Source organism: Paenibacillus gyeongsangnamensis, from assembly GCF_027533625.1.
GTDB classification, from domain to species: Bacteria; Bacillota; Bacilli; order Paenibacillales; family NBRC-103111; genus Paenibacillus_G; species Paenibacillus_G gyeongsangnamensis.
The window spans coordinates 446,496-471,503 of record NZ_JAQAGZ010000001.1 but is presented as its reverse complement, the minus strand read 5'-3'; the positions used below and the strand labels follow the sequence as shown (position 1 = coordinate 471,503).

General features: G+C 55.2%; 20 protein-coding genes. All 20 read right to left on the bottom strand.

Annotation, left to right across the window (positions count from 1 at the left end):
* Positions 1 to 14: 14 nt before the first annotated feature.
* Positions 15 to 443, bottom strand: coding sequence for a cell division protein SepF (locus O9H85_RS02075; RefSeq protein ID WP_269879610.1), 429 nt, complete (start codon positions 441 to 443; stop codon positions 15 to 17).
* Between the two features lie 17 nt (positions 444 to 460).
* Positions 461 to 1,153: a YggS family pyridoxal phosphate-dependent enzyme gene (locus O9H85_RS02070; RefSeq protein WP_269879609.1), complete on the bottom strand. Its 693-nt coding sequence runs from the start codon at positions 1,151 to 1,153 to the stop codon at positions 461 to 463.
* A gap of 55 nt (positions 1,154 to 1,208) precedes the next feature.
* Positions 1,209 to 2,054 carry a peptidoglycan editing factor PgeF gene (pgeF, locus tag O9H85_RS02065; RefSeq protein WP_269879608.1) on the bottom strand — a complete coding sequence of 282 codons (846 nt, stop codon included), beginning with the start codon at positions 2,052 to 2,054 and terminating at the stop codon, positions 1,209 to 1,211.
* 227 nt (positions 2,055 to 2,281) lie between these two features.
* Positions 2,282 to 2,605, bottom strand: a complete 324-nt coding sequence (locus O9H85_RS02060) for a YlmC/YmxH family sporulation protein (protein WP_269879607.1) — start codon at positions 2,603 to 2,605, stop codon at positions 2,282 to 2,284.
* 391 nt (positions 2,606 to 2,996) lie between these two features.
* On the bottom strand, positions 2,997 to 3,779 hold the full coding sequence (sigG, locus tag O9H85_RS02055) for an RNA polymerase sporulation sigma factor SigG (protein WP_269879606.1): 783 nt from the start codon (positions 3,777 to 3,779) through the stop codon (positions 2,997 to 2,999).
* 168 nt (positions 3,780 to 3,947) lie between these two features.
* Positions 3,948 to 4,670, bottom strand: coding sequence for an RNA polymerase sporulation sigma factor SigE (gene sigE, locus O9H85_RS02050; protein WP_269879605.1), 723 nt, complete (start codon positions 4,668 to 4,670; stop codon positions 3,948 to 3,950).
* A 68-nt stretch (positions 4,671 to 4,738) separates the two neighbouring features.
* Positions 4,739 to 5,650 carry a sigma-E processing peptidase SpoIIGA gene (spoIIGA, locus tag O9H85_RS02045; RefSeq protein ID WP_269879604.1) on the bottom strand — a complete coding sequence of 304 codons (912 nt, stop codon included), beginning with the start codon at positions 5,648 to 5,650 and terminating at the stop codon, positions 4,739 to 4,741.
* A gap of 1,108 nt (positions 5,651 to 6,758) precedes the next feature.
* On the bottom strand, positions 6,759 to 7,901 hold the full coding sequence (ftsZ, locus tag O9H85_RS02040; protein ID WP_269879603.1) for a cell division protein FtsZ: 1,143 nt from the start codon (positions 7,899 to 7,901) through the stop codon (positions 6,759 to 6,761).
* A gap of 51 nt (positions 7,902 to 7,952) precedes the next feature.
* Positions 7,953 to 9,197, bottom strand: coding sequence for a cell division protein FtsA (gene ftsA / locus O9H85_RS02035; protein WP_269879602.1), 1,245 nt, complete (start codon positions 9,195 to 9,197; stop codon positions 7,953 to 7,955).
* A gap of 177 nt (positions 9,198 to 9,374) precedes the next feature.
* The gene (locus O9H85_RS02030) at positions 9,375 to 10,256 is read right to left on the bottom strand and encodes a cell division protein FtsQ/DivIB (protein WP_269879601.1); all 882 of its coding nucleotides are present in this window, start codon (positions 10,254 to 10,256) and stop codon (positions 9,375 to 9,377) included.
* Positions 10,257 to 10,487: 231 nt separating this feature from the next.
* On the bottom strand, positions 10,488 to 11,768 hold the full coding sequence (murA, locus tag O9H85_RS02025) for a UDP-N-acetylglucosamine 1-carboxyvinyltransferase (RefSeq protein ID WP_269879600.1): 1,281 nt from the start codon (positions 11,766 to 11,768) through the stop codon (positions 10,488 to 10,490).
* A 15-nt stretch (positions 11,769 to 11,783) separates the two neighbouring features.
* Positions 11,784 to 12,689: a UDP-N-acetylmuramate dehydrogenase gene (murB, locus tag O9H85_RS02020; RefSeq protein ID WP_269879599.1), complete on the bottom strand. Its 906-nt coding sequence runs from the start codon at positions 12,687 to 12,689 to the stop codon at positions 11,784 to 11,786.
* A 193-nt stretch (positions 12,690 to 12,882) separates the two neighbouring features.
* Positions 12,883 to 13,962, bottom strand: a complete 1,080-nt coding sequence (locus tag O9H85_RS02015) for an undecaprenyldiphospho-muramoylpentapeptide beta-N-acetylglucosaminyltransferase (protein ID WP_269879598.1) — start codon at positions 13,960 to 13,962, stop codon at positions 12,883 to 12,885.
* Positions 13,963 to 13,968: 6 nt separating this feature from the next.
* Complete coding sequence (gene spoVE, locus O9H85_RS02010) at positions 13,969 to 15,066, bottom strand: stage V sporulation protein E (RefSeq protein WP_269879597.1); 1,098 nt, start codon at positions 15,064 to 15,066, stop codon at positions 13,969 to 13,971.
* A gap of 53 nt (positions 15,067 to 15,119) precedes the next feature.
* Positions 15,120 to 16,538: a UDP-N-acetylmuramoyl-L-alanine--D-glutamate ligase gene (gene murD, locus O9H85_RS02005; protein ID WP_269879596.1), complete on the bottom strand. Its 1,419-nt coding sequence runs from the start codon at positions 16,536 to 16,538 to the stop codon at positions 15,120 to 15,122.
* A gap of 2 nt (positions 16,539 to 16,540) precedes the next feature.
* Positions 16,541 to 17,503 carry a phospho-N-acetylmuramoyl-pentapeptide-transferase gene (gene mraY / locus O9H85_RS02000; RefSeq protein WP_269879595.1) on the bottom strand — a complete coding sequence of 321 codons (963 nt, stop codon included), beginning with the start codon at positions 17,501 to 17,503 and terminating at the stop codon, positions 16,541 to 16,543.
* A gap of 6 nt (positions 17,504 to 17,509) precedes the next feature.
* The gene (locus tag O9H85_RS01995; RefSeq protein WP_269879594.1) at positions 17,510 to 18,916 is read right to left on the bottom strand and encodes a UDP-N-acetylmuramoyl-tripeptide--D-alanyl-D-alanine ligase; all 1,407 of its coding nucleotides are present in this window, start codon (positions 18,914 to 18,916) and stop codon (positions 17,510 to 17,512) included.
* Between the two features lie 2 nt (positions 18,917 to 18,918).
* Complete coding sequence (locus O9H85_RS01990) at positions 18,919 to 20,406, bottom strand: UDP-N-acetylmuramoyl-L-alanyl-D-glutamate--2,6-diaminopimelate ligase (protein ID WP_269879593.1); 1,488 nt, start codon at positions 20,404 to 20,406, stop codon at positions 18,919 to 18,921.
* A gap of 136 nt (positions 20,407 to 20,542) precedes the next feature.
* The gene (locus O9H85_RS01985) at positions 20,543 to 22,504 is read right to left on the bottom strand and encodes a stage V sporulation protein D (protein WP_269879592.1); all 1,962 of its coding nucleotides are present in this window, start codon (positions 22,502 to 22,504) and stop codon (positions 20,543 to 20,545) included.
* An 89-nt stretch (positions 22,505 to 22,593) separates the two neighbouring features.
* On the bottom strand, positions 22,594 to 24,996 hold the full coding sequence (locus O9H85_RS01980; protein WP_269879591.1) for a penicillin-binding transpeptidase domain-containing protein: 2,403 nt from the start codon (positions 24,994 to 24,996) through the stop codon (positions 22,594 to 22,596).
* Between the last annotated feature and the right edge of the window lie 12 nt (positions 24,997 to 25,008).

Below are 25,008 nucleotides of genomic sequence, written 5' to 3'. Positions count from 1 at the left end.
ATTCAAAATGGAAGTCAATTCTCAGGATTCATTGTTTCCGAGATGGAGCCGTGAATTTCAACCGAATCCGGCGTGCAGAGGAAAATATTCGGTCCGATCTTGGAGATCGATCCGTTCAGCGCGTACACCGTGCCGCTCAGGAAGTCGACGATTCTCGTCGCTTGATCCGGACGCACGCGCTGCAAATTCACGACGACCGGGCGCCGGTTCCGCAGGTGGTCGGCAATCTCCTGGGTCTCCTCGTAGGAACGAGGTTCGTTCAGCACGACCCGGACATTCTTTTGCGAATGAATGCTTACGATGTTTCCTTTATTTCTACGTGCTTCCGGTACGGAGGTTTCAGTTTCTTCATGGTGCTCGGCCGTTCGTTGGGGTTCGTGCTCTTCATGAACCTCATCCTCTTGAAGACCCAAGAAATTCATAAATTTGTTCATTACTCCCACATTCATCTCCTCCTTCTTCATGATTCTTTACCCACCAGAACCGTTCCAAGTCTCACCCAGGTCGCTCCTTCTTCAATGGCCACTTCAAAATCGCCCGACATGCCCATCGACAGCCCTTTGACCTCGTAGCCGAGATGACCTTCTTCGTTCAGCCGGTCTCTCCATTCCCGGAGTCCGCGGAAGATCGGACGGGTAGCTTCGGCATCCGTCTCATACGGGGCCATCGTCATGAGTCCTTCAATCCGAAGGCTCGGCATGGCCGCGATCCGCTTCACGAAATCGAACAGCTGCTCCGGCGGAAGTCCATACTTGGTATCTTCTCCCGAAATGTTCAATTGAATGAAACAGGGTATCGTCAGCCCCCGGCTTGCTGCTTTCTTCTCCAGCTCGGCAGCCAGCGATAGCCTGTCCAGCGAATGAATATAGGCAAATTTGCCTACGACATCCTTCACTTTATTGGTCTGAAGATGCCCGATGAAATGCCATGTCGCTTCATCCGCGTAAGCTTCCCACTTCGGCTGGACATCCTGCCAGCGGTTCTCGCCGATATGGTTCAGTCCGAGCCGGATCGCCTTCCCTGTTGTTTCTAGCGATACATATTTGGTTACGGCGATGACCTGGACCTCGCTGCGGTCCCTTCCCGCGCGTTCGCAGGCGGCTGCGATTCGGGCTTCAACCGCTTGTATCCGTTCTCTAAGCTGCTCTTCCAACGTTCACGTCACCTCATTTATTGACAACGGGACGGCGCGATCCGGCGGTTCGCCGTTACTCGCGCAGTCCGATCCATGCTGCCATCCGGCCGGTTTTCCCGTTCTCCTTGCGGTGGGAGTAGAACAATTCGGTGCGGCAGCTCGTGCATAAACCAGTACATTCGATATTTGACGGCAAAATTCCTGCTTTTATCATAATTTGTCGATTCAATTGTTGCAAGTTTAACATATATTTTCCGTTTCCTTTGCTAACGTAAAACGGTTCTTCCACATATACCGGCAGCTCTGCCGCTATCTTATCGACCCGGCTGATGACACCGTCGTCCACCTCGTAGCAGCAAGCCCCGATCGAGGGGCCGATGGCCGCGAGGATATCCCTCGGTTTGCTGCCGTACGCCGCGCTCATCGTCTCAACCGTCGCCTTGGCGATTTGCAGCACGGTGCCCTTCCAGCCGGCATGCGCCAGACCGGCCGCCTTGCGCACGGGATCGAAGAAAAGGAGCGGCACGCAGTCCGCGAACAAGGCATGGAGGATGATACCCGGCTCGTTCGTTACGAAGCCGTCCTTGTTCTGAAGAGCCTCCTCCCGGGAGGTTCTCCCGGCTCCGCGGTACTCCCGCGTCACCACTTGAATTTCTTTGCCGTGCACCTGTTCGGCATAGGTACAGGCGTCGAACGGCACGCGCAGTGCGGCAGCCAGGCGGGTCCGGTTCTCAATCACATCGGCGGTCTCGTCATCGACATGCAGGCCCAGATTCAGGCTGTCAAATGCGCCGGAGCTGACTCCCCCAAGCCGGGACGTAAAGCCTGCGGTCAACCGCGGCTCCTTGTCCATCCATTGATCCATAGTAAATAAACCGCCGTTCTCCTCTGTCGCTCGGTAAACAAATGGCTCCGCCATGCTCAGGCTCCCCCTCCGGTTCAAGTATTTGTAATTCAGTATACACGAAATCCAGGATAAACGGCTACGCCGTCCTTGTCTTACAAGGACCAGCGCGTTTACCAAGGTTGATGCGATGCTATAAGCTACGAAAACTTATAAATTCTTATTAACAAAAAAAGAGCATACCTTCCATGGAAAGCATGCTCCTCTTTCGTTCGTCTCCCCCTTCGCACCCGGGCTTGCCTTCAGCTCCGGTGAGAGCGGTTCGCTTCGTACAGCTCCTGGTCGTCGGAAGGGCGGTAGCCGCCGCGCACTTCATCCTGCCGGTAGCTGCGGAGATCCTCCAGCTTGACGAGAACGACATCCATGCCGATTTTGACGATGTTTTTCCAAGGAATGACGACATCCGTCCCGTTACCGAACCACCCGAAGAAGCGGCCGGAACTCGGCACGACGATCGCGTCGATTCTGCCGTTGCGAAGGTCGAGCTCCAGATCGCTGACTTGGCCCAGCCTTTTTCCGTCCACGATATTAATCACGTCTTTGGTTTGAAAATCCGATATCTTCACGCTGCAACCACCACGTTCTCATGGATTGGGCGGCGTTTTGCGGACATCTGCTAAAAATTTGCCCATTACGGGCTTCAGGTTTAGGGCATATGCCTCCGGCCGCTGTTGAAATCCGCAAACTTCGATCATAGTGGCTGAGGTAACTTTGCGGATTTCAAAGGCGGGCAACGCTAACGCGCTTCCTGCGGCACATACCCAAAACCTTACGCAAGCGGGCTAAGGAACTGCAAATTCCGCAAAAGCCTCTTTTTACTACTATATGAGGACGCTGGGCAAAATGTCCTTCCGGGTGGAAATAAAAAGCGCAAAGCCCCTTTATAAATAAAAAAGACCGCGGAGCCGCGGCAGGCGGAACGGGTCAAGGAAAGGATTACACCAGGCGGTACGAGGATCAGTTTTTCACGTGCTTTTGCATTTGCGAGATGGCGGACTTCTCCAGCCGGGACACCTGCGCCTGCGAAATGCCGATCTCGTCGGCGACCTCCATCTGGGTCTTGCCGTCAAAAAAGCGCATGGAAAGGATCATTTTCTCGCGGTCGTTCAGCTTGTGCATCGCTTCGCGAAGGGCAATCCCTTCGATCCAGGAGATGTCCTTGTTGCGGTCGTCGCTGATCTGGTCCATCACATAGATCGGGTCGCCGCCGTCGTGATAAATCGGTTCGAAGAGCGACACCGGATCCTGTATCGCGTCCAGCGCGAAGACGACATCCTCCTTGGGCACGTTCAGCGCTTCGGAAATTTCATAAATCGTGGGCTCGCGGGAGTTCTGGTTGGTGAGCTGATCGCGCACCTGCAGCGCCTTATACGCGATGTCCCGAAGCGAACGGGAGACCCGGATCGGGTTGTTGTCCCGAAGGTAGCGGCGAATTTCACCGATGATCATCGGAACGGCGTAGGTGGAAAATTTAACGTTCTGGCTTAAGTCAAAATTATCTATCGCCTTCATCAGTCCGATACAACCGACCTGGAACAAATCGTCGACAAACTCTCCGCGGTTGTTAAAGCGCTGAATGACGCTCAGCACGAGCCGGAGGTTGCCGTTCACTAATTTCTCTCTTGCAGATCGTTCGTTATTCGTTTGGAGCTGCACGAATAGTTCACGCATTTCCGCATTGGTCAAAACCGGTAGCTTTGCCGTATCGACGCCGCATATTTCGACTTTGTTTCGGGTCACCGTGATTACCTCCCAAGGAGAAACATTACTGTTAATTATCTCCTCGGAACGGTTTTTTATGCGCTTGTCCGGCCCCCCGGAGGTATGCCCGTTCCCTGAATTTCGACAAAATCCAGTAGGCAAAAGGAGTTGCGGGGATTGCCGCCCGAAAAAAAGTCTATTTCCAATTTACACCATCTTGTTGAACTCCTTGCGAAGCCTCTTAATGATCCGCTTCTCCAGACGGGAAATATACGATTGGGAGATGCCCAGCATATCCGCCACATCCTTCTGTGTCTTCTCTTCCCCGTCTTGAAGGCCGAAGCGGAGCTCCATGATGATCCGCTCCCGCTCCGACAGCTTGTCGAGCGCCTTGTGCAGCAGCTTGCGGTCAACCTGCTCCTCGATATTGCGGTAGATCGTATCGTTCTCCGTCCCCAGCACATCCGACAGCAGCAGCTCGTTGCCATCCCAATCGATATTGAGCGGCTCGTCGAACGAAACCTCCGTCCGGATCTTGCTGTTGCGGCGCAAATACATCAGAATCTCGTTCTCGATGCAGCGGGAGGCGTAGGTGGCCAGCTTGATCTTTTTTTCCGGGTCGAACGTATTGACCGCCTTGATCAGACCGATCGCTCCGATAGATACGAGGTCCTCGATGTTAATGCCGGTGTTCTCGAACTTGCGTGCTATATACACGACCAGCCGGAGGTTGCGCTCGATCAGCATTCCCCGGATGGCGGCGTCGCCTGACGGAAGCTTGCCCAGCAAATATTCTTCCTCTTCGCGGGAGAGTGGAGGCGGCAGTGCTTCGCTTCCTCCGATATAATAAATCTCCTCCCCTTTCAACCCCAGCTTCATCAGGAGACGGTAATATTGAATTTGCAGATTGAGCTTCCATTTGACTAACATCGGATGTTCTCCTCCTCTTCGGTAAGGTACGTTTATGCTAGCCGGCCGGTAAGAAAAGGCTTGCAGGGCTACATCTGAAGCAGCGACGGATGAATGATGGCTTGATAAGCGTTGTCGGAGCTCAGTCGTCCGCCGTCAAGACCGATCAGGACTTTGATCGATTCGATTTGTTTATCCTCCGTCGTGATGATCACCCGGTCCGGTTTGATCGCCAGCATAAACTGCATACCGCGGTTCACCCCCCGATAAGGCACCAAACGGAGCCGGTCCTGCCATACGAATGGTTCCGTGCCAATGGCCGATACCAGTTGGTCCACTTCGGAATCCCGTATTTTTTGCATCCAGGTATCGGGAATGCGCTCCCCCCATTGGGCGGCTTCCATGACCATGACCGGCGTTTTCGTCAGCGGATCGTAAAGCTGATTGCCGGTGTCGATCAATCCCGTACAGGTGGAAGCGAATTCGTCAATATACACATCAACTTTCGCCATAAACGATTTCAACTGCTCCTTGCGCCTGGCGCTTTCCGTTACCTGACGGTAGAGCCAGAAAGCGAAGGGGAATGAAAACACCAGAAGAAACAAACCGATCTTCAGCTCGAATCCGGCTTCCAGACCGTGCATCACTTCGCCCAGCATATCCCCCGACGATTCCCAGAAGTAATTCGCTCCGAGAATCAGGCCGGCGGCGACGAAGTTGACCACGTAAAACGCTCCCACATTCCGCATAAAATGCGGCATTCCGCCGAACCCGAATGCGGTTAACAGCATAAGAAGCGATAGCAGGAATTTCACGCCGAACGTGTATAGAAACGATAACGGCGGAAAAAACAACAGCACGACATACATCGCGCCGATCGCGGAGGACGCCCCCACCCTCCACCATTTGAACTCCAGCTTCCGGGTTCGGGCGGTCATCCACAGCAGCATGCCGTCAATCAGCAAATTAACAAGGAAAATGATATCGATATACACAATCATTCTCCTGTCCCTCCCCTGAAGCGGCGAATGAGACAAGTATAATTTAATCCTATTCCAAAGTCTGTCTAAACTTGCCGTATGCTCGTAAGTTTTTTTGTCGTAAAAGGGGGCGGTCGGGGCAGAGATCTACAGTAGAGATATCGTGGGAAGAGTCCACTGAGGCAGAATTGCTGCGAAAGCAATTGCGGCTGTGCTGCTGATGTGTTGCGGCTTGTGCTGTGGCTGTGATCACTAGAGGAGCCGGTTTCTATCCATTGACGGGAATTCGAAGGAAGAAACCGGAACTCAAATAAAGGTACCGACCAGGCGGCTTCAGCTATGATTTTATTGTAATGAACTTTGGTTCGTTCGTAGTGAACATTAGTTCCTTATTGGCAGCAAAAGCTGCGTTTCCAAGCTTTAGTGAACTTCCGTGTACAATTACGAACTTGGGTTCACTAGTAGGGCCACTAGGCTCACTAAAATTGCAATTTAACATTTCTCTCAGGTTTTATTGAACCTAGGCTCACTACTAACAAACCTTGCTTCACTACTCATGTAACTCTGCTAACGATGTATTTATTTAGCTGGTAGACGGAGGGTGAATTCAAACCTTTGCTTTGCCTGGGCCAGTAAGGTGGGTGGTTCGTCGGGTTGGATCATTCGTTGAGTTGGCTCGTTCATTGAGTTGGTTCGTTCGACGGGTTGGTTCATTCGTTGAGTTGGCTCGTTCGTTGGGTTGGTTCATTCGCTCGTGTTGATTCGTTCGTTGTGTTGGTTTGTTCGCCGGGTTGGTTCATTCGTTGAGTTGGCTCGTTTGCTGAGTTGATTCGTTCGCCGGGTTGGTTCATTCGTTAAGTTAAGCTCGTTCGTTGGGTTGGCTTGTTCGTTGGGATGGCTGATTCACTGGGTTGGTTCGTTTACTGGGTTGATTCGTTTGGTCGGCTCGTCGGCTCCTCAGGTACTCGGCTCCTTAAGTACTCGGCTTTGTCTATTGGTTCGACATATCGTCGGTTTGCCGATTGGGTGGCGAGTGTGGATGAATCCGGTTTCTCTTAGAGGCCAGACTGCGGAGTACATACAAAGAAAGCTGCAGTTCCCTTGAAGGGCTGCAGCCTGTTTCATTTTCTTATTTGTCGAATGAGTTGCGGTTGCGGTTCCGGAGGAACGCGGGAATATCGAGCTGATCGCTCGAGGCTTGGTTGCCGCCGCCGAAAGGACGCAGGTTGTTCAAACGGGAATCCCCGGTTTCCTGCTGCTGTGGCGCCCCTTGCGAGGCTCCCAGACCAGCCGGCTTGCGCGTACCCGATGACATGGCCTTGTACTCGAAACCGGTTGCGATGACCGTAACCATGATTTCATCCTTATAGTTCTCGTTAATTACCGCACCGAAAATCATATTGACTTCCGGATCGGAAGCCGTTGCAACGATGTCGGCCGCTTCGTTAACTTCATACAGCGACAGATTGGAGCCGCCCGTGATGTTCAAGAGAACCCCTCGCGCACCGTCAATCGATGTTTCCAGGAGCGGCGAGCTGATCGCCTTCTTGGCTGCTTCGGCAGCGCGATTTTCTCCCGTCGCCACGCCGATTCCCATTAATGCGGAGCCCCGCTCGGTCATAATCGTTTTCACGTCGGCAAAGTCAAGGTTGATGAGACCCGGTACCGCGATAAGGTCGGAGATCCCTTGGACCCCTTGCTTGAGTACGTTATCCGCTTCGCGGAACGCTTCCAGCATCGGCGTCTTCTTGTCGACGATTTCAAGCAAACGGTCGTTTGGAATGACGATCAAGGTATCTACCTTTTCCTTCAAAGCGGCGATTCCTTGCTCCGCCTGCATGGAGCGTTTGCGCCCTTCAAACAGGAATGGACGAGTCACCACGCCCACCGTCAGCGCACCGCATTCCTTGGCAATCTCCGCGATGACCGGTGCGGCACCCGTACCGGTACCGCCGCCCATGCCCGCCGTAACGAACACCATGTCCGAGCCTTTCAGGGCATTCGTAATCAGCTCGCGGGATTCTTCCGCAGCTTTCTTCCCTACATCCGGGTTCGCGCCGGCGCCAAGTCCGCGCGTCAGCTTGTCCCCGATTTGAAGCTTCATTTCCGATTTGGCGTGATGAAGCGCTTGAGCGTCGGTGTTCACGGTAATGAACTCTACGCCTTGCACTCCATTGTCGATCATCCGGTTCACGGCATTGCTTCCGCCGCCGCCAACGCCGATGACCTTTATCTTGGCTAACTGGTCCATGTCCATGTCAAATTCAAACATAAGAGCGTCTTCCCCCTCACTAGGCTTTCAAAAAGTGGCAGCCTGCCATCTTCAAATAAATTCGCTTAACCAATTTTTCACACGTTCCATAACCGATGATTTCGGTTCTTGAGCGACAGGCGCTTTTTTGTTAGCCGGCTTCTTCACGGAGCTGCCCTGCTTCCCGTTGCGCAAATATCTGGATGCATATTGGATGATGCCCACGCCGCTCGTAAAGGACGGGTCGCGGACGCCGATATAATCCGGAACGGCAATGCGCACGGACGATTGCAGCTCTACTTGCGCAATAGCCAGTATGCCTGGCATGGATACCGTCCCGCCGGTCAGCACATATCCGCCGGGAAGATCCGAGAAGCCGAGCCGGTGTACTTCAGCCAGAATGAGATGGAAGATCTCTTGAACGCGCGGTTCGACAATATTTGCCAAATCCACCTGAGAGAACTCCCTATCCGCATTGCTGCCGATGCGATTTACTTTGAAGACTTGGTCCGCTGTAGCATGATCCACGACGGCACAGCCGAATTTAAGCTTGATCTTCTCAGCAATATCCGCCTGCGTTCTCAATCCGTAAGCGATATCGTTCGTAATGTATTCGCCGCCGATCGGCAGCGTGGATGTAGCTACCAGGTTATTCTCATTGAATACGGCGATGGTCGTCGCGCCTGCTCCGATATCCACCAGCACGGTTCCTATGGCCTTCTCGTCCTTGGATAGTGCCAAATGGCCTGCGGCCAGGGACATTAGGATCAGCCCCGCCACCTTCAGGCCGGACTTCTCCACCACACGGAGCAAATTATGTATGGCGGTCTTCGTCCCCGTGACGATCGTCGCCTCCACTTCCAGACGCACCCCGATCATACTGCGGGGATCATGAATTTGATCGGTACCGTCGACTACATATTGGTTCGGTACGACACCGATAATTTCCCGTTCCGGAGCCAGTGGAATGACTTTAGCCGCTTGGATTACACGTTCGATGTCCTCATCGCCGATTTCGCGATCTTCATTGGATACCGCGACTACACCATGACTGGATTGCAAAGCGATGTGGTTTCCCGAAATTCCGACAAAAACCTCCGAGATTTGTACCCCGACCATGCGTTCCGCATGATCGATGGCGCTTCGGATCGATTGAACGGTCTGATCGATATCCACGATCGATCCCTTGCGAATTCCTTGCGAGTCGGCCGATCCAACTCCAATTATATTAATGGCGCCGTTAACGACTTCTCCAATAATAGCACGAACTTTGGATGTACCGATGTCCAAACTAACAATGATGTCATTGCTGCTCAACCCGTGGCACCTCCTGTGACTAAGTATTCGTTTGAGCCAGGTGAAAAAACCTTTTCTAAGTATTCAACACGATACCCGAATTCCCTCTTTTTAAATAAAAATAATTTCAATTGTCATGAAAAACATACCATAATTTCTATTCTATCACTATTTTGGTAGCTTGAGTAGTAGACTTGCCTAATTCCGGGATGTGTCTTTAGACCCATTTTTCGTCCCGGGAGACGCTGAAGCGGGCGGTTTGGCTGTATCCTTCGCCTGTCCGCCATCCTTGCCGGCTGGCGCCGCGCCCTTCCCATCCTTGGCCGCTTTCGACGGATCGTTATCGAACGGGCTGTGCCAATCGGCGTCCAGCATTTTGATCACGCCGCCGCTGATTTTATTATCCTGCAGGTTGGCGATGTAGGCTGCAAGATTTTTCATTTTCTCCGGCATATAGCCGATCGTTGTCTGCACTTCGTACTGAGAGCGTGTATACATCCGGACTTTGTCCGGGTACGATTCGGTCGGCGCCGGCTTGATCTCCGATATATCCTTAAAATAACCGGGAGCCAGCGATGCCATCATCTGGCACAGCTTCACCTTCATCGGATCGTCAGGCGCCCAGCCGCTCAATATAGGCATGTCCAGCGCAACGCCCTGGACCGTAACCGGCGCTGCGCTGGCATCCGCCAGCAGCACCTCGACCTGTCCGTTGTCCCCGATCTGATAGGCGACCTTGGGATATTCCTTCACTTGAATATGGATAACGCCGGGAAAATGCTTCGTTACGTCCACCGTCTCGATCATGTGCAAACCTTTGACCTGGGCCTCGATCGCACCGGACGAAACGGAGAAAAAATGATCCCCCGGCTTCACGCCGGAAGCTTGCCGAATGCTGCTTTCCGAGACGAGCTGTTGTCCGTCCACTTCCACTCTCGTAATTACGCTAAGCGATGACTGAAAGAATAGCACCAGCAGCAGGGTGATAAAAAAGATAAATAAAAACAGAAGCAGCTTCTTGGAGCTGCGGCGTCGGACGGCGGGCTTTTTAATGACGGGAAGTCGGTCTTCTGCAGGCATGGAAACGGCCTCCTGAGGATTGCTCCGGTGTACTTTATGCTTGTCCGGCTGGAATGCAGCCGAATCCGAGCCTCTGAGTGAACCGCTTGGGACACGCTCCAAACGGATAAACGTTCGTCGACGGGCATTGGTTCAAATGAAGATACAAACGTTATGTAAACCGCCGAAGTCCCGTTTCCGCGGACGGAAAAGGGATATTTCAGCGGTAATGCGCATAGGAATAGGTATGGATTATTCCGTCGGTACGGGCGCCGTAACCGGCGAAGAGCGGTGGATGCTTGCGCCGAGCCGGCCCAGCATCACTTCGATGCGGTCATAGCCGCGGTCAATATGATGAATTTGCTCAATGATCGTGGTGCCTTGCGCTGCCAGTCCGGCAATGACCAGCGCGGCTCCGGCCCGCAGATCGGTTGCCTCTACGGTAGCGCCGTACAGCCTGGGCACGCCCCGGATAAATGCCGAATTCAAATCCACCCGAATGTCCGCGCCCATGCGGGACAATTCGTCAACATGTTTAAAGCGGCCCTCGAAAACGGTTTCCTTCAAAATGCTGACCCCATCCGCCAAGCTCAGCAGCACCATGATCTGGGACTGCAAATCCGTAGGAAACGACGGATAAGGAGAAGTCACAATCCGTTCGACGGACCTCGGACGAGTGCGGGCACACACGTTCATTATATCACCGTCGATTATAATTTGAACACCCGCCCGCTTCAAGACGTGAATGGCCGACGTCAAATGGGCAGGGCAAATCCGCTCCAGCGTAACATTCCCTCTCGTAACGGCAGCGGCAATCATCATTGTTCCCGCCACAATGCGATCGGGGATGATACGGTAAGTACAAGGGAGCAGCTCGGAAACGCCCTCAATGGTGATCGTATCCGTGCCGGCGCCAATGATTTTCGCCCCCATGGCGTTAAGGAAGTTTTGCAAATCTTGAATTTCCGGCTCGCGCGCCGCGTTGGATATGGTCGTCATTCCGCGCGCCATAACGGCAGCCATCATAATGTTCTCTGTCGCGCCCACACTTGGATAATCGAGCACGATTTCCGCTCCCCGCAGTTCCTGAGCCGTGCATACGATGCGGCCTTCCGTCTCATCAATCGTCGCACCCAGAGCGGTGAGTCCGCTTAAGTGCAGATCAATCTTTCGTTCCCCTATGGCGCAGCCGCCCGGCTGATACAGCTCTACCCTTCCGAGCCGCGCAAGCAGCGGACCCATCAGAAAGATCGAGGAGCGCATCTGGCTCATCAGACTTTCCGGGATGTGGAATTGATGCACCGAATCCGTGTGGAGAGTAACCGTATCCCCCTCGTATTCGGCATTGCAACCCAGCGCGGTCAGAATTCCGAGCATAACGTGTATATCGGATAAATCCGGCACATTCTGAATACGAATCGTGCCTTCGGCCATAATGCTGGCCGCCAATATGGGCAGTGCGGCGTTCTTAGCACCATGAATCGTGATGGCTCCCGATAGAGGTTTCCCGCCTTCGATAACCAACTTTTCCAAAGTCCCACCTCCGATTTACCGCTCCCCCACCACCATGACTTCAGGTACAAGCTTGACGCCGAACCTGCTGTCGACGGCGTCTTTCACTTGCTCGATGAGGGTTAGCACATCTAGTGCCGAAGCTTGCCCGGTATTGACAATAAAGTTGGCATGCAGCGGTGAAACCTCGGCTCCTCCGACCTTGTGGCCCTTCAGCCCCGCCTCTTCGATCAGCTTGGCGGCAAAGGTGCCCTCCGGATTCCGGAAGACGCTGCCGGCGCATGCAAGCTGGAGAGGCTGCGTCCGCAAACGGCGTTCCTTGTAAGCGGCCGTCGTGCCGATAATTTCTTTGCGGTCGCCGTACTTCAGCTGGAATACAGCCTCCGTTACGATCGCCGGCTGGCGGTGGAGCTTCGAATGCCGGTAGCCATATTCGAGGTCATCCTTCTGCAGCAAGACCAACTCCCCTGTCGGGAGCAACACTTCAGCTTGCTGTAAAATGCGCGACACATCTGACCCGTGCGCCCCCGCGTTCATGTAAACGGCGCCTCCCACGGTACCCGGAATGCCTCCGGCGAATTCAAATCCGGTTAGCCCCTCTTTGCCGGCCATCACCGACAATTTGATAAGCGAGTAAGCGCCGCCGGCAATCGCCTTTTCCCCCTCGAATCGCAGCGTTTCCAGCGATTCTCCCAGCTTGATGACCGCGCCGCGGATGCCTTTATCGGTTACGAGCAGGTTGGAGCCCCGCCCCAAGGCAAACCAAGGCGTCTGATGACGGTTGAGAAGTCTCACGGTTTCCGCAAGCTGCTCTTTGGTGTCGGGAATGATCAGCAGGTCGGCCGGACCTCCGATTTTCCAGGTGGTGTAAGGGGCGAGCGGTTCATTCAGGCGAATTTCGCCGTATGCGCCGCTCTTCAATTCCGAAATGACCTGTTGCATGGGAAACCTCCTTCACAGAACATCAGGGCGTCCGGCTATTGCCGATAGGTCTGCAAGCCTAATCGGCTGACGGCGCCGGCGACCATAAAATCTTCATCGCCAGCTGTAGCCGTCGGCCGCTATCGCACAGGTGTCTGTCACGGTTATAGTGTAGTTTATGTGTAATCGGATAGGGATGTGACAATCGCCCATATCATTTTTGCTCTATGGCGCGAAGGCGGTGCTTTTCGATCAATTCGACGATTTGATCGGTACCGTTGCCGAAGGGACTTCGGCTCATGCTTTCTTTCATTCCCGGAGCCTCCGCCTGGAGCGCAGTCAGCCGTTCCAGCAGACGCTCGCCCGTAAGCTCCTCCTCGAACAGCACTCTGGCATAGTTCATGCGCTCGAACGACTCGGCGTTCAGAATTTGGTCGCCCCGACTGGCTTGACGGGTGAGCGGAATGAGCAGCATCGGTTTGCGAAGGGCAAGGAACTCGAAAATCGAAGTGGATCCGGCCCGGGAAATGACGAGATCCGCGCAAGCGAGCAAATCGGGAAGCTCGTCCTTGACATACTCGAACTGCTTGTACCCCCTGGCTCTGCGAGCGGAATCCACATGGCCTTTGCCGCAAATATGAATGATCTGGAAGCGCTCGAGAAGTGCGGGAAGCGATTCGCGGATCGTCTCGTTGATGCGCTGGGCCCCCAGGCTCCCGCCCATAATAAGCAGAACCGGCTTCTGAGTATGAAAATCGCAAAGCGCGATCCCCTTGGACGCCTTGCCCTGCAGGATGAAATCGCGGATGGGCAGCCCGGTGCACTGCGCTTTTTCTTTATGGACATACTGGAGCGTTTCCGGAAAGGTGACGCAGATGCGGGAAGCGAACGGGGTCGTAATTTTGTTGGCGAGACCCGGCGTTAAATCCGACTCGTGGCACAGCACGGGAATGCCGTTCAAACGGCTGGCAAGGATTACCGGAACGGACACGAAGCCGCCTTTGGAGAAGACGATATCCGGCTTAATGCGCCTCAGCAGACGGTAGGCTTGACCTACTCCCTGGAGCACGCGGAACGGGTCCTTGAAGTTTTTCAAATCAAAATAACGGCGCAGCTTGCCGGATGCGATATGGTGAAACGGGATACCTTCATGCTCGATAATCTCCCTCTCGATCCCGTCTCTCGAGCCGATATATTCCATCTTCCAGCCTGCGGTCTTCAGCTTCGCCATGATCGCCAGATTAGGGGTCACATGGCCGGCCGAGCCGCCTCCGGTAAAGACGATTGTTTTCATAAATGGTCACCTCGAATATCGGGAAATGTTAAGAAGCACGCCGATCGAGGTCAGCATCAACGTTAAAGAAGAGCCGCCCGCGCTGATCAGAGGCAGCGTAATGCCCGTTACCGGAAACATGCCGATCACCACGCCAATATTGATGATGACCTGGACTGCGATCATGCCGACAATTCCGGTAGCCAGCAGGCTGCCGAACGTATCGGGAGCCGTGATCGCGGTGCGCATGCCCCTCCACAGCACCAGCGTGAAAAGCAGCAATACCAAAGAGCCTCCGATAAAACCTAGCTCTTCGGCTACGATAGAGAAAATAAAATCCGTTTGCGGTTCCGGAAGATAGCTGTATTTTTGCCGGCTCATGCCCAGACCCAAGCCTACGAGCCCGCCCGGACCGATCGCATAAAGCGACTGAATCGCCTGGTACCCGGCGCCGAGCGGGTCCTGCCACGGATCAAGGAAGGCGGTAATCCGCTTGAGCCGGTACGGCGCGGCGATAATTAAACCGATGAAGCCGGCGATGCCGACCAGTCCAAGGTAAGATAAGTGCAGAAGCCTCGCACCTGCCGTATAGATGATCAGCAGCGATGCGCCTACCAACACCGCCCCTGTGCCGAGGTCCGGCTGCAGCATGATGAATCCGAACGCGGCTCCGACGAGAGCGAGCGGCGGAAGGAGGCCTTTGGTGAACAGAGTGATTGTGTTTTGGCGCTCCGAGAGCCACTTGGATAAGAAAATGATCATGCCCATCTTCATAAATTCCGACGGCTGGATGCCGAAGGAGCCGATGCCGAGCCAGCTTCTCGCGCCGCCCCGCACAACGCCGATTCCGGGAATGAGCACCGCCACGAGCAGCACGGAACAGACGATCAGGATGATCTTCGCGTACTTCTTCCAGATCCAATAGTCGGCGTTCATCGTGAATACCATGGCAATAATGCCCAATGCGGCGAACAGTCCCTGCCGCTTCAAATAAAACAACGCATCTCCGTGTTCGCGGAAAGCCAGCACGGCGCTGGCGCTGTAAACCATCACTACGCCGATGGCCAGCAATGCCAGCGTGGAGCCGAGCAGCAGCAAATCCGGATTCGACCGGGCTTTGACCATAGCGCCACACCTCTAACCTTATCTTGGATTAGGGGGAGGCTTGGTCCCCCTGTTTAAAGGTTATGCACGGACTCCTTAAACATTCTTCCCCGCTCCTCATAGGAAGGGAACATGTCCCAGCTGGCGCATGCCGGAGATAAGAGGACTATGTCTCCGGCCTCGGCCATGGCCGACGCTTCTTGAACCGCCTCCGTCAGCGCGACCTGCGCATTGTTAGCAGTATCGACGGTTTTCACCCGGCTCATGCCTGCGAGCTTGGCGACGCGGGCGATTTTTTCCCTCGTTTCCCCCAGGGCGACGATCGCTTTCACCTGCCGCTGGAACGCCGGCAGCAGCTCCATATAATCGGAGCCCCGGTCGAGCCCCCCTGCGATAAGCACAATGTCCTGCTTGAACGACTCGATCGTTTTGACGGTAGCTGTCGGATTGGTCGCTTTGGAATCGTTGTAGAATTGCACACCGTCCCTCTCTCTTACGAATTCCAGCCGATGCTCCACCCCGCGGAATTCCTTCAGCACCTTGGCAATGACGTGAAGGGGGGCTCCCGCCGTATAAGCCATGGCCGAAGCGGCCAGCGCATTCTCGATATTGTGGCTGCCCGGGATGCCGAGCTCGCTCGCCTCAACGATCGGATGCACCGGGCCTTGTTCATCGCGGAAGACCAGACGCCGCTTCTCCTTATCCGGACTCGAAGCAAGCGGAGGCTCCACGTAGAAGCCCGATTGCAGCTTGCTCCTGGTCGAGAAAAGCACCACACGGGCGCGAACGCCTTCCGCAATTTGACGGCAAGCCGGATCGTCGGCGTTTAATACGGCGGTATCCTCTTCCCGCTGGTTTGCGAACAGCTTGGCCTTGGAGGCCACATAGTCGTTCATCGTACCGTGGTAATCCAGGTGCGTCTCGTATACGTTGAGCAGACACCCGATCCGCGGAGCGAACTCGCGCGTGCCTTTAAGCTGGAAGCTGCTGAGCTCGACGACCATATGGTTGTCCGCCTCCGCTTCCAGCGATGCCTCGGTGAGTGCCCGGCCGATATTGCCGGCGACGATGGGCTTCAGCCCGGCGGCTTCCAGCATCAGGCCGGTCCAAGTCGTGGTCGTCGTCTTGCCGTTGGAGCCGGTGATGCCGATGATCGGCGCCTTGCAGATGAAGTAAGCGACCTCCACCTCCGTCACGACCTCGATGCCAAGCTGACCGGCACGCTCTACCGGCTCGACGTGGTAAGGAATACCCGGATTTTTGACGACCAGCGCCACACCGCTATGTACGAGACTAGCCGGATGGCTTCCGCATACAACAGAAATACCCAGAGCCTCCAGTTCGTCGGCCTCAGGGCATAAGGAACGTTCTTTCTTATCATTGACGGTGACGATCGCACCGGCTTCGTGAAACAGCTTCGCCACGGCGACGCCGCTGCGCGCCAGGCCCAGAATGACGACCTGACGGTCGCGGTAATTAGACGGATGCTCCATGACTACAACACCTCATTAATGTAAAGTCCGATCCCAGCCAGCACGAGACCGGCCGCCCAGAATGAAATGACGACGCGCCACTCCGACCATCCGGTCAGCTCGAAATGGTGGTGAATCGGGCTCATTTTGAATACGCGCTTGCCTCTCGTTTTAAAGGAAACCACCTGAATGATGACGGACAATATCTCAACTAGAAAGACGCCTCCGATTAAGGCGAGCACAAGCTCCGCTTTCGTCAGAATCGCAACCGCCGCCAATCCTCCGCCGATCCCGAGCGAGCCGGTATCCCCCATGAATACCTTGGCGGGATGGGCGTTGAACACCAGGAAGCCCAGCACCGCGCCGACCATGGCCGCCGAGAAAATCGCCACATTCGGCTGCGTGTTGTTCAGAGCGATCACGGCGTAAGCTCCGAAGGCGATCGCGCTCGTCCCCGCCAGGAGACCGTCAAGGCCATCCGTGAAATTAACCGCGTTGGAGGTTCCTAGCATCAAGAGAACAACGAACGGAAAGTAGAGCCAGCCGAGCGAGAACGATACGTCGAAATAAGGCAAGCGAAGCTCGGTCGCATGTCCGGATTGAACCAGCAGCACGCATACGACAATCGACACGAGCAGCTGGCCCGCCAGCTTCTGCTTGGCGGTTAAACCGAGCGACCGTTTGAACAAAATTTTGATATAATCGTCCAAAAATCCGATAAAGCCGTAGCCAAGCGAAGCAATGAGTAAAATGACCGTTTGCATATTCTTTTCTCCGAAACGGAGCACCGCCAGCGCCAGCGCGAGCATAATAATGATGCCGCCCATCGTCGGCGTGCCAGCCTTCTTCAAATGGCCCTGCGGGCCGTCCGTACGAATCTGCTGCCCGAACTTGAGCCGCCGAAGCAGCGGTATGAAGAGCGGCCCCATAATAATCGCAAGCAAAAAAGACACGCCTAATGTAATTAAGACAATACCGAAATCCACAATGATTTACCCCCCCGATTGCATAAGAAAGACTGCCGTCTGCTCCATCCGCATGCCGCGCGAGCCCTTGATCAGCACGACGTCCTTCGGTCCGGCCGCCAGCTTCAGCGCCTCTGCCAAGGCCTCTTTATCTTCATAATAACGGACCCGGTCGGCCGGAAAACGCTCCTTGAGCCCTTCGGCCGTATGAACGGACAACGGCCCATACAGATATACCACTTCGACCCGCTCCGGATCCAGCATGGCGCCTACTCCCCGGTGAAACTCCGCTTCCCGGTCGCCAAGCTCCAGCATATCCCCGAGCACGGCGTATTTCCGCTCATAGCCGGTCAGCTCATGCAATAAAGCGATCGCGGCGCGCATGGAGGTGGGGCTCGCGTTGTAAGCGTCGTTCAGGATGGTCAGCCCGCTTGGAGCGGACAAAACCTCGATACGCATTCCCGTCAGCTCCGCTTGAGAAAGCCCGCGCGCGACGTCCGCCGGCTGCATTCCGAAATGGCGCCCAACCGCAATCGCAGCCAGCGCGTTTACCACATTGTGCGCGCCGGGCAGCGGGACGTAATAGTCCGTATCGTCTCCGCCCAGATGAAAATGGGACCCGGCCGAATCCATGCTGACGTCCGCCGGGAAGTAGGCATTATCCGGTTCCGCACCGAACCGAAGCTTCCGGTAAGCGGCCGCATTCATACGGCCCGGCTCGGCCAACTCCGGCAGCACTTCCTCAATCAGCGGCTCGTCGCCGTTATAGATCAAGAGCCCATCCGGCTGAAGCCCGACCAGAATCTCGGTTTTGGCTCTCGCGATTTCTTTGCGCGAGCCCAGCTGGAGCAGATGGGCTTCACCGATATTCGTAATGACGGCCACCTCAGGTTCGGCCAATCGGGAGAGCAACTCGATCTCGCCTCTTCCGCTCATGCCCATCTCCAGCACCGCAATCTCCGTTTCTTCGTTCAGACCTAGCAGCGTCAAGGGTAGACCGATATGATTGTTATAATTACCCGCCGTTTTATGAACCTGAAACGAGGCTGACAGAACCGCAGCCGTCAAATCCTTAGTGGTTGTCTTTCCGTTGCTTCCGGTAATGCCGACGATGCGGACCGGCAGCTGACGGCGGTATTCCCGGGCCAGCCGCTGAAGCGCAGCGAGCGTATCTTTCACATAAATCAGAGGGGCGCCTGCTGGCGCATCCGGCCGGTCCGCTTGCCATAACGAGGCGGCGGCCCCGCGCTTCAACGCTTCCTCTACAAAACGATGGCCGTCGAAGGCTTCTCCGATCAGCGGCACGTAGAGTGCGCCCTGCTCTATCGTTCTCGTATCCTTGGAAACGCCGTTAACCCGCAGGTCGGAGGGTACGCCTTCCGATAAGGTTCCTCCGGCCATCAAAGCAATTTCTCCAAGCGTTCTATTCATCACGGTCATCGTCCCCTTATGGCTTCTTCGGCTACCCGCCGGTCGTCAAACGGATGCTTGACCCCCATGATGTCCTGATAGGTTTCATGCCCTTTGCCTGCAATCAATACGATATCCTTCGGCTTGGCCCGCCGGATCGCCTCCGTAATGGCCTGCTTCCGGTCCACACTCAGTGTATACCGGCCCGGGTCAAATCCGGCCGCCTCGATACCCGGCACAATATCCCGCAAAATTTGCTCCGGATTTTCCGTTCTCGGATTATCCGACGTCACGAGCAAATAATCGCTGTATTTGGCCGTCACGCCGCCCATCAAAGGCCGCTTCGCGCGGTCGCGGTCGCCGCCGCAGCCGAACACGCAGATCACGTCGCCTTCGGCGAACTGCCTTATCGTCGACAGTGCATTTTCAAGACCGTCCGGCGTATGGGCGTAGTCGACAAGCACCAGAAAATCTTGTCCCGCATCCACGATCTCCATCCGGCCTTCGACGGAATGCACCTGCGACAAGCTGTCCAGGATGCCCTCCAGCGGAATGTCTTCCGCCAAAGCCGCCGCAATGGCGCCAAGCGCATTATATACGTTAAACCGCCCGACCAGCTTCATCGTCAATTCGGCCGTACCCCGAAAGGTAACGCAGCGAAACGTCGTGCCTTGCGCAGACATGACGATGCTCTCCGCCCTCACGTCGGCGGCGGGGTTGTCGATTCCGTAGGTAATCACTTCGGCTGCCGTCAGTTTCCCGAACTCCTCGGAGGCCGGTTCATCGGCATTCAACACGGCGTACCGGCGCCCCGCAGGGTCGGGGGTATAATCATTCCCCAGCCTTGAGAACAGCATCCCTTTAGCCGCATGGTAACGCTCCATCGTTCCGTGATAATCCAAATGATCTTGAGTCAGGTTCGTAAACACCCCGGTACGGAAGCTGCAGCCCTTCACCCGCCCGAGATCCAAGCCGTGAGAAGAAACCTCCATGATGCAGTAATCCGTACCGATATCGGCCATCTTTCTTAAAATGCGCTGCAGCGCCAAGGATTCCTGCGTATTCGTCGCTTGATTCTCGATATAGTCCGAACCGATTTTTACATGAATGTTACCCATTAGACCGGTCTGGAAACCCGCATCGCTAAGTATTTTTTCCAATAAATAGGTCGTCGTCGTCTTGCCGTTCGTGCCCGTGACGCCGATCAGCTTCAGCTCCCGGGACGGGTAGCCGTAATAATGGCTCGCAATGGCCGCCATGGCATGCCTTGCATTCTTCACGATCAGCTCCGGTACGCCAAGCTGCAGCTCGCGTTCCGTAACTAATGCGACCGCTCCTTGCTTGACGGCTTGCGCTGCATAGTCGTGACCGTCGGATACGAAGCCGGGGATACATAAGAACAAGCTGCCGGGTCCGGCCTTTCGGGAATCCGTCTCCACTCCCGTAAATTCCGTCGTACCGTCGCCGACCAATCGGCTCACGGCCAGCAGCGATGCCAGCTCCTGAAGCTGCATATGAGGGCCCCCTCCATTTTTACACATGGTATCTATTATGGACAAAAAAATGCGCGCTGAAAAGCCCAAAATTCGAAAAATCAGTGAAGGAAGGGGCATGCGTCAGCCCTTCCTTCCACCATTTACCGGGCGCCGCCTATTGACTTGTCTGCGGCTTCCTGTCTTCGGGCTGCGGCCCCGGATCCTTGTCGGACAAGTAAACCCGGATCGTCGAGCCCTGCTCCACCCTGGCGCCGGCCTTCGGCAACTGATTGATGACGAATTGCCCGGCTCCCGATTTGGCTAAATTGAAATTCATATTTAAATTTTCGTAAATATCGGTGACGCTCATCCCTACCAGATTCGGCACCTCGACGACCTTCGTGTCGCCGTACTGGTATTTTTTGTCCATCTGGTCCTTGCGGGGCGGCACCTTCAAATACCGGAGCGCGTCCTCCATCATGTTCTTGACGAGCGGAGCGGCAATCATGCCCCCGAATTGAATGCCCTGCGGATCGTCGACCGCGGCATAGATGACCACCTTCGGATCGTCCGCCGGTGCGAAGCCGATGAAGCTCACGATATGCTCATCCGGCGAGTAGCGCCCGTTAACGACCTTTTGCGCCGTACCGGTCTTGCCGCCGACGCGGTAGCCGTCAATAAAGGCGTTGCGTCCGGTTCCGTTGGCTACGACGCTCTCGAGCGTCGAGCGAACCTGCTTCGACGTCTCCTCCGAAATGACCTGCCGGACCAGCTCGGGCTGTACCGTGTTTACGAGATTGCCCGTAGCCGGGTCGTACCACGCCCTCGCCACGTGCGGCTTATACAGCTTGCCGCCGTTAACCGCTGCGGATACCGCCGTAATTTGCTGAATCGGCGTAACGGATACGCCTTGGCCGAAGGAGGTCGTCGCCAGCTCGACAGGCCCGACGCGGGACAGCTTGAACATGATTCCGTTTTCCTCGCCGCCGAGATCGATGCCCGTCTTCCTGCCGAAGCCGAACCGGGTGATGTAATCGAAGAGCGTTTCCTTGCCGAGCCGCTGCCCCATGGCGACGAAGCCGGGGTTGCATGAATTTTCCACCACCTGGAGGAAGGTCTCGCTTCCGTGCCCTTGCCGTTTCCAGCAGCGAAGCCTTGCGCCACCAACCTCCACGAAGCCAGGGTCGTAGAAGCCTTCGTTCAAATTCACTTTCTTCTCTTGAAGGGCTGCCGCCAGCGTGATGATCTTAAATGTGGAACCCGGCTCGTAGGTCATCCAGATCGGCAGGTTCCGATTATAATTCTCGACCGGATACTGGGCGTAGTTGCCGGGATCATAACCGGGCCTTGACCCCATCGCCAATATTTCGCCGTTGTTCGGGTCCATCATGATGGCAATCGCATGCTTCGGCTGGTATTTCACCATCGTCTGATCCAGCTCGCGCTCGAGCACGGACTGCAGATGGCTGTCAATGGTAAGCTGCAGGTTCAATCCGTCCAGCGGCTGCTTATATTCCTCGGATAAATTCGGAATGAGCCGGTTCGCGGCGTCCGCGTAATAGGATAAGCTGCCGTTAATGCCTGTCAATTGTTTATCATATTTCAATTCTATGCCCGTAAGCCCTTGATTATCAATCCCGGTGAAGCCAAGCACATGCGCCGCCAGTTCTCCGAACGGGTAATACCGTTTGTTGTCCTCCGCGACAACGATTCCCGGGAGCTTCAAATCCCGGATCTGCTGCGCCTTCTCCGGTTCGAGCTTCCTCCCCCCGGGCTTGATCTTCACGTTCAGCTCCCGTTTCGTAATCATTTGGAAAATGGTCTGCTGCGGCATTTCGAGCAGGCTCGCAAGCTGCGCAGACGTATTCTGCGGGTCTTTGATTTGTGCGGGAATAGCCCACACGGTAGGCGAACTGATATTATAGGCCAGCTGCACGCCGTTGCGGTCGAGAATTTCTCCCCGTTTGGCCGTAAAGGGAATGTTCTTGCGCCATGAATCCTCCGCTTTATCGGTCAGCTCCTGCCCCAGCCATAGCTGCAAAAAGCCGAGCCGCACGATCAGAGCGAAGAATAGAATCGTTCCGATAACCAGTGCGGCGAATAGTCGTCGACGAACCGTGACGTTCGATGCCCTCATGACCGCCTGCTCCCCCTCCTGAATAAGAGAATCGTTCTTCTCATCTCTATTCAGACAGGCCCCGGACTAGAACAAGCTGTCTCTCCGGGCTAAGGAGCTTTTTTGGACGCGCCGTCCGTTTTTCCGGGGGCTTTGGATGTATCGGCGGCCGATTTCGCATTCGAGCCGGTCTTGGCCGGAACGCTCTCCGTCTTGACAGCTTTGTCGGCTTTTGCGCCGGTCGCCTTGTCTCCGCCGCCACTGCCACTGCCGCTGCCGCTGTCCGTGCCCTGAATAATCTCGCTGTAAGGCTTCAGCTGCAGGGTCAATACGCGCGTATCCCCGGACCCGTCCAGGCTCTGCCCGGTCACATAGCCTTCGCCGTTCGTTTGGCATTTCACCTTCAGGAAAGAGCACACCTCCATCGCATCGCGCAGCGATTTGCCCGTCAGATCCGGAACCGGCAGGTCGCTCCCCTCCTGCATCACTACATACATTCGCTGGGCGCCCCCGATTTCGGTTCCGGGCGCAGGAGATTGGGCGAGGACCTTGTCCCCTTTGCCGATCGCTTCGACGACCACGCCGTATTTGTTCATCGTCGCTTTCGCCTGCTCCAGCGTTTGCCCGTTCAAGTCCGGAGCCTTCTGGGTCAAATCCTTCTCGTTCACCTGCACCTGCTGCGCTTGGGATTGCGTCTGCTTCGGCGCGGTGGAAGGGGCTACGCCCATATAACGGAGCGACTGCGATACGATTTCTTTAAAAGCGGGCGGAGCTACGTCGCCGCCCCGGTGGAAGTCCCCTCCGAGATCGGGCCGGTCCGCGATGATGGTTACCAGAATGCGCGGATCCTCGGCAGGCGCATACCCGACGAAGGAAATGACCCACTGCCCTTCCGCATAGCCCTTCTCCCCGGGGATAACCAGGTTCGCCGTACCCGTCTTCCCGGCAACCCTGTAGCCGTCGATGGCGGCCTTCTTTCCGGTGCCGATAGCCTGGTCGGAAACGACCTGCTCCAAATATTCCGAGACCTGCTTCGCCGTCTTCTCGGAAACCACCTCGCGGATGACGCGGGGCTCGAAATGCTGCACAACTTCCTTCGTGTCCGGATTATAAATATCTTTAATAATATGAGGCCACATCAGCTTGCCGCCGTTCGCTATCGCCGCATATGCCGCCGTTTGCTGAATCGCGGTTGCGGTCAATCCTTGTCCGTAAGTTGCGGTGGCGAATTCGGCCGGATACTTCATGTTGATCATCCCGGGGACCTCGCCCTGAATATCGACCCCCGTTTTGGCGCCGAAGCCGAACTTGTCGATATACTGCCTTAATTTTTGTTCTCCCAGCATTTCGTACCCCAGCTTGACGAACGCCACGTTACTCGAGCGCTTTAATCCTTCAAGGTAAGAAATACGTCCCCAACCGGTGATGTTATAGTCATGGAGCGTGCGGCCCGGAACTTTTATCGAACCCGATTGATAAGTATCGTTCGGGTTGAACAAGCCTTCTTCCACGGTTCCCGCGAGCGTGACCAGCTTAAAGGTCGAGCCCGGCTCATATTGTGACGCAACCGCATGGTTGATGAAATCGCTCGTTTTCTTCGTATCCCAGTATTGGTTCGGATTAAAATCAGGCGTATTCGCCATGCCAAGAATTTCCATCGTTTTCGGATCGACAGCAATCGCCGTCATGCTGACGGGGTGAAACTGCTGATTGATCTTGTCCAGCGCGCTTTCCATATAAAATTGGATGTTCTTGTCGATCGTCAGCCGCACATTATCGCCATTGACCGCAGGCTGGTATTGCGGTTTGGAATCGGGCAGCTCCACGCCGTAACGGTCGGTTTCAAAGCCGTTCAGGAAGCCCGGAACCCCCTTTAAGTACTTATCCATCTGCTTCTCCATGCCCATGGCCGGATTGCCCTGCTTATCGGTGTAGCCTATGACATGAGAAGCCAAGTTTTTGCCCGGATAATAGCGTTTGTGCTCCGTAATGAGCCGAATGCCCACCGTTTTATATTTCTTCATATCGACTTTCTGTTCCAGCTGCTTGATCAGCTCTTTCACTTTATCCGCCGTCTCGACGTCGATCTTCCAGCCTTCGTTGCGGACTTCGACCTGGTCGGCCAGCTTGCCGTCATCCTTCTTTTTATTGAGCAGCGCGCTGATCTTGGCTTCCAGCTCGGGAGCGGATACCGAATTGTTCGCGGCGCTGAGGATCGCGGCAAGCCCTTTGCTGACATCCGTCTCGAGATGCAGCTCCTGGATGGTATTCGGCAGCAGCGCTACCGTAAAGGCAGGTGCGTCCTCGGCGAGTACGTTATCGTTGCGGTCCACAATCGATCCCCGGACCGGCATGATGGTTTTGTCGCTCACCCATTGGGTTTCCCTTGCCAGCTTCAGCAGGCCGGCGCCGTTTACTACCTGCACCCAATATAAACGTCCTATGACAACAAAAAATAGGAGGGAAAATACCCCTCCAATGAATAACGACCGCAGCTTTACCTTTTTGTTCATGTCCTTGCTCCC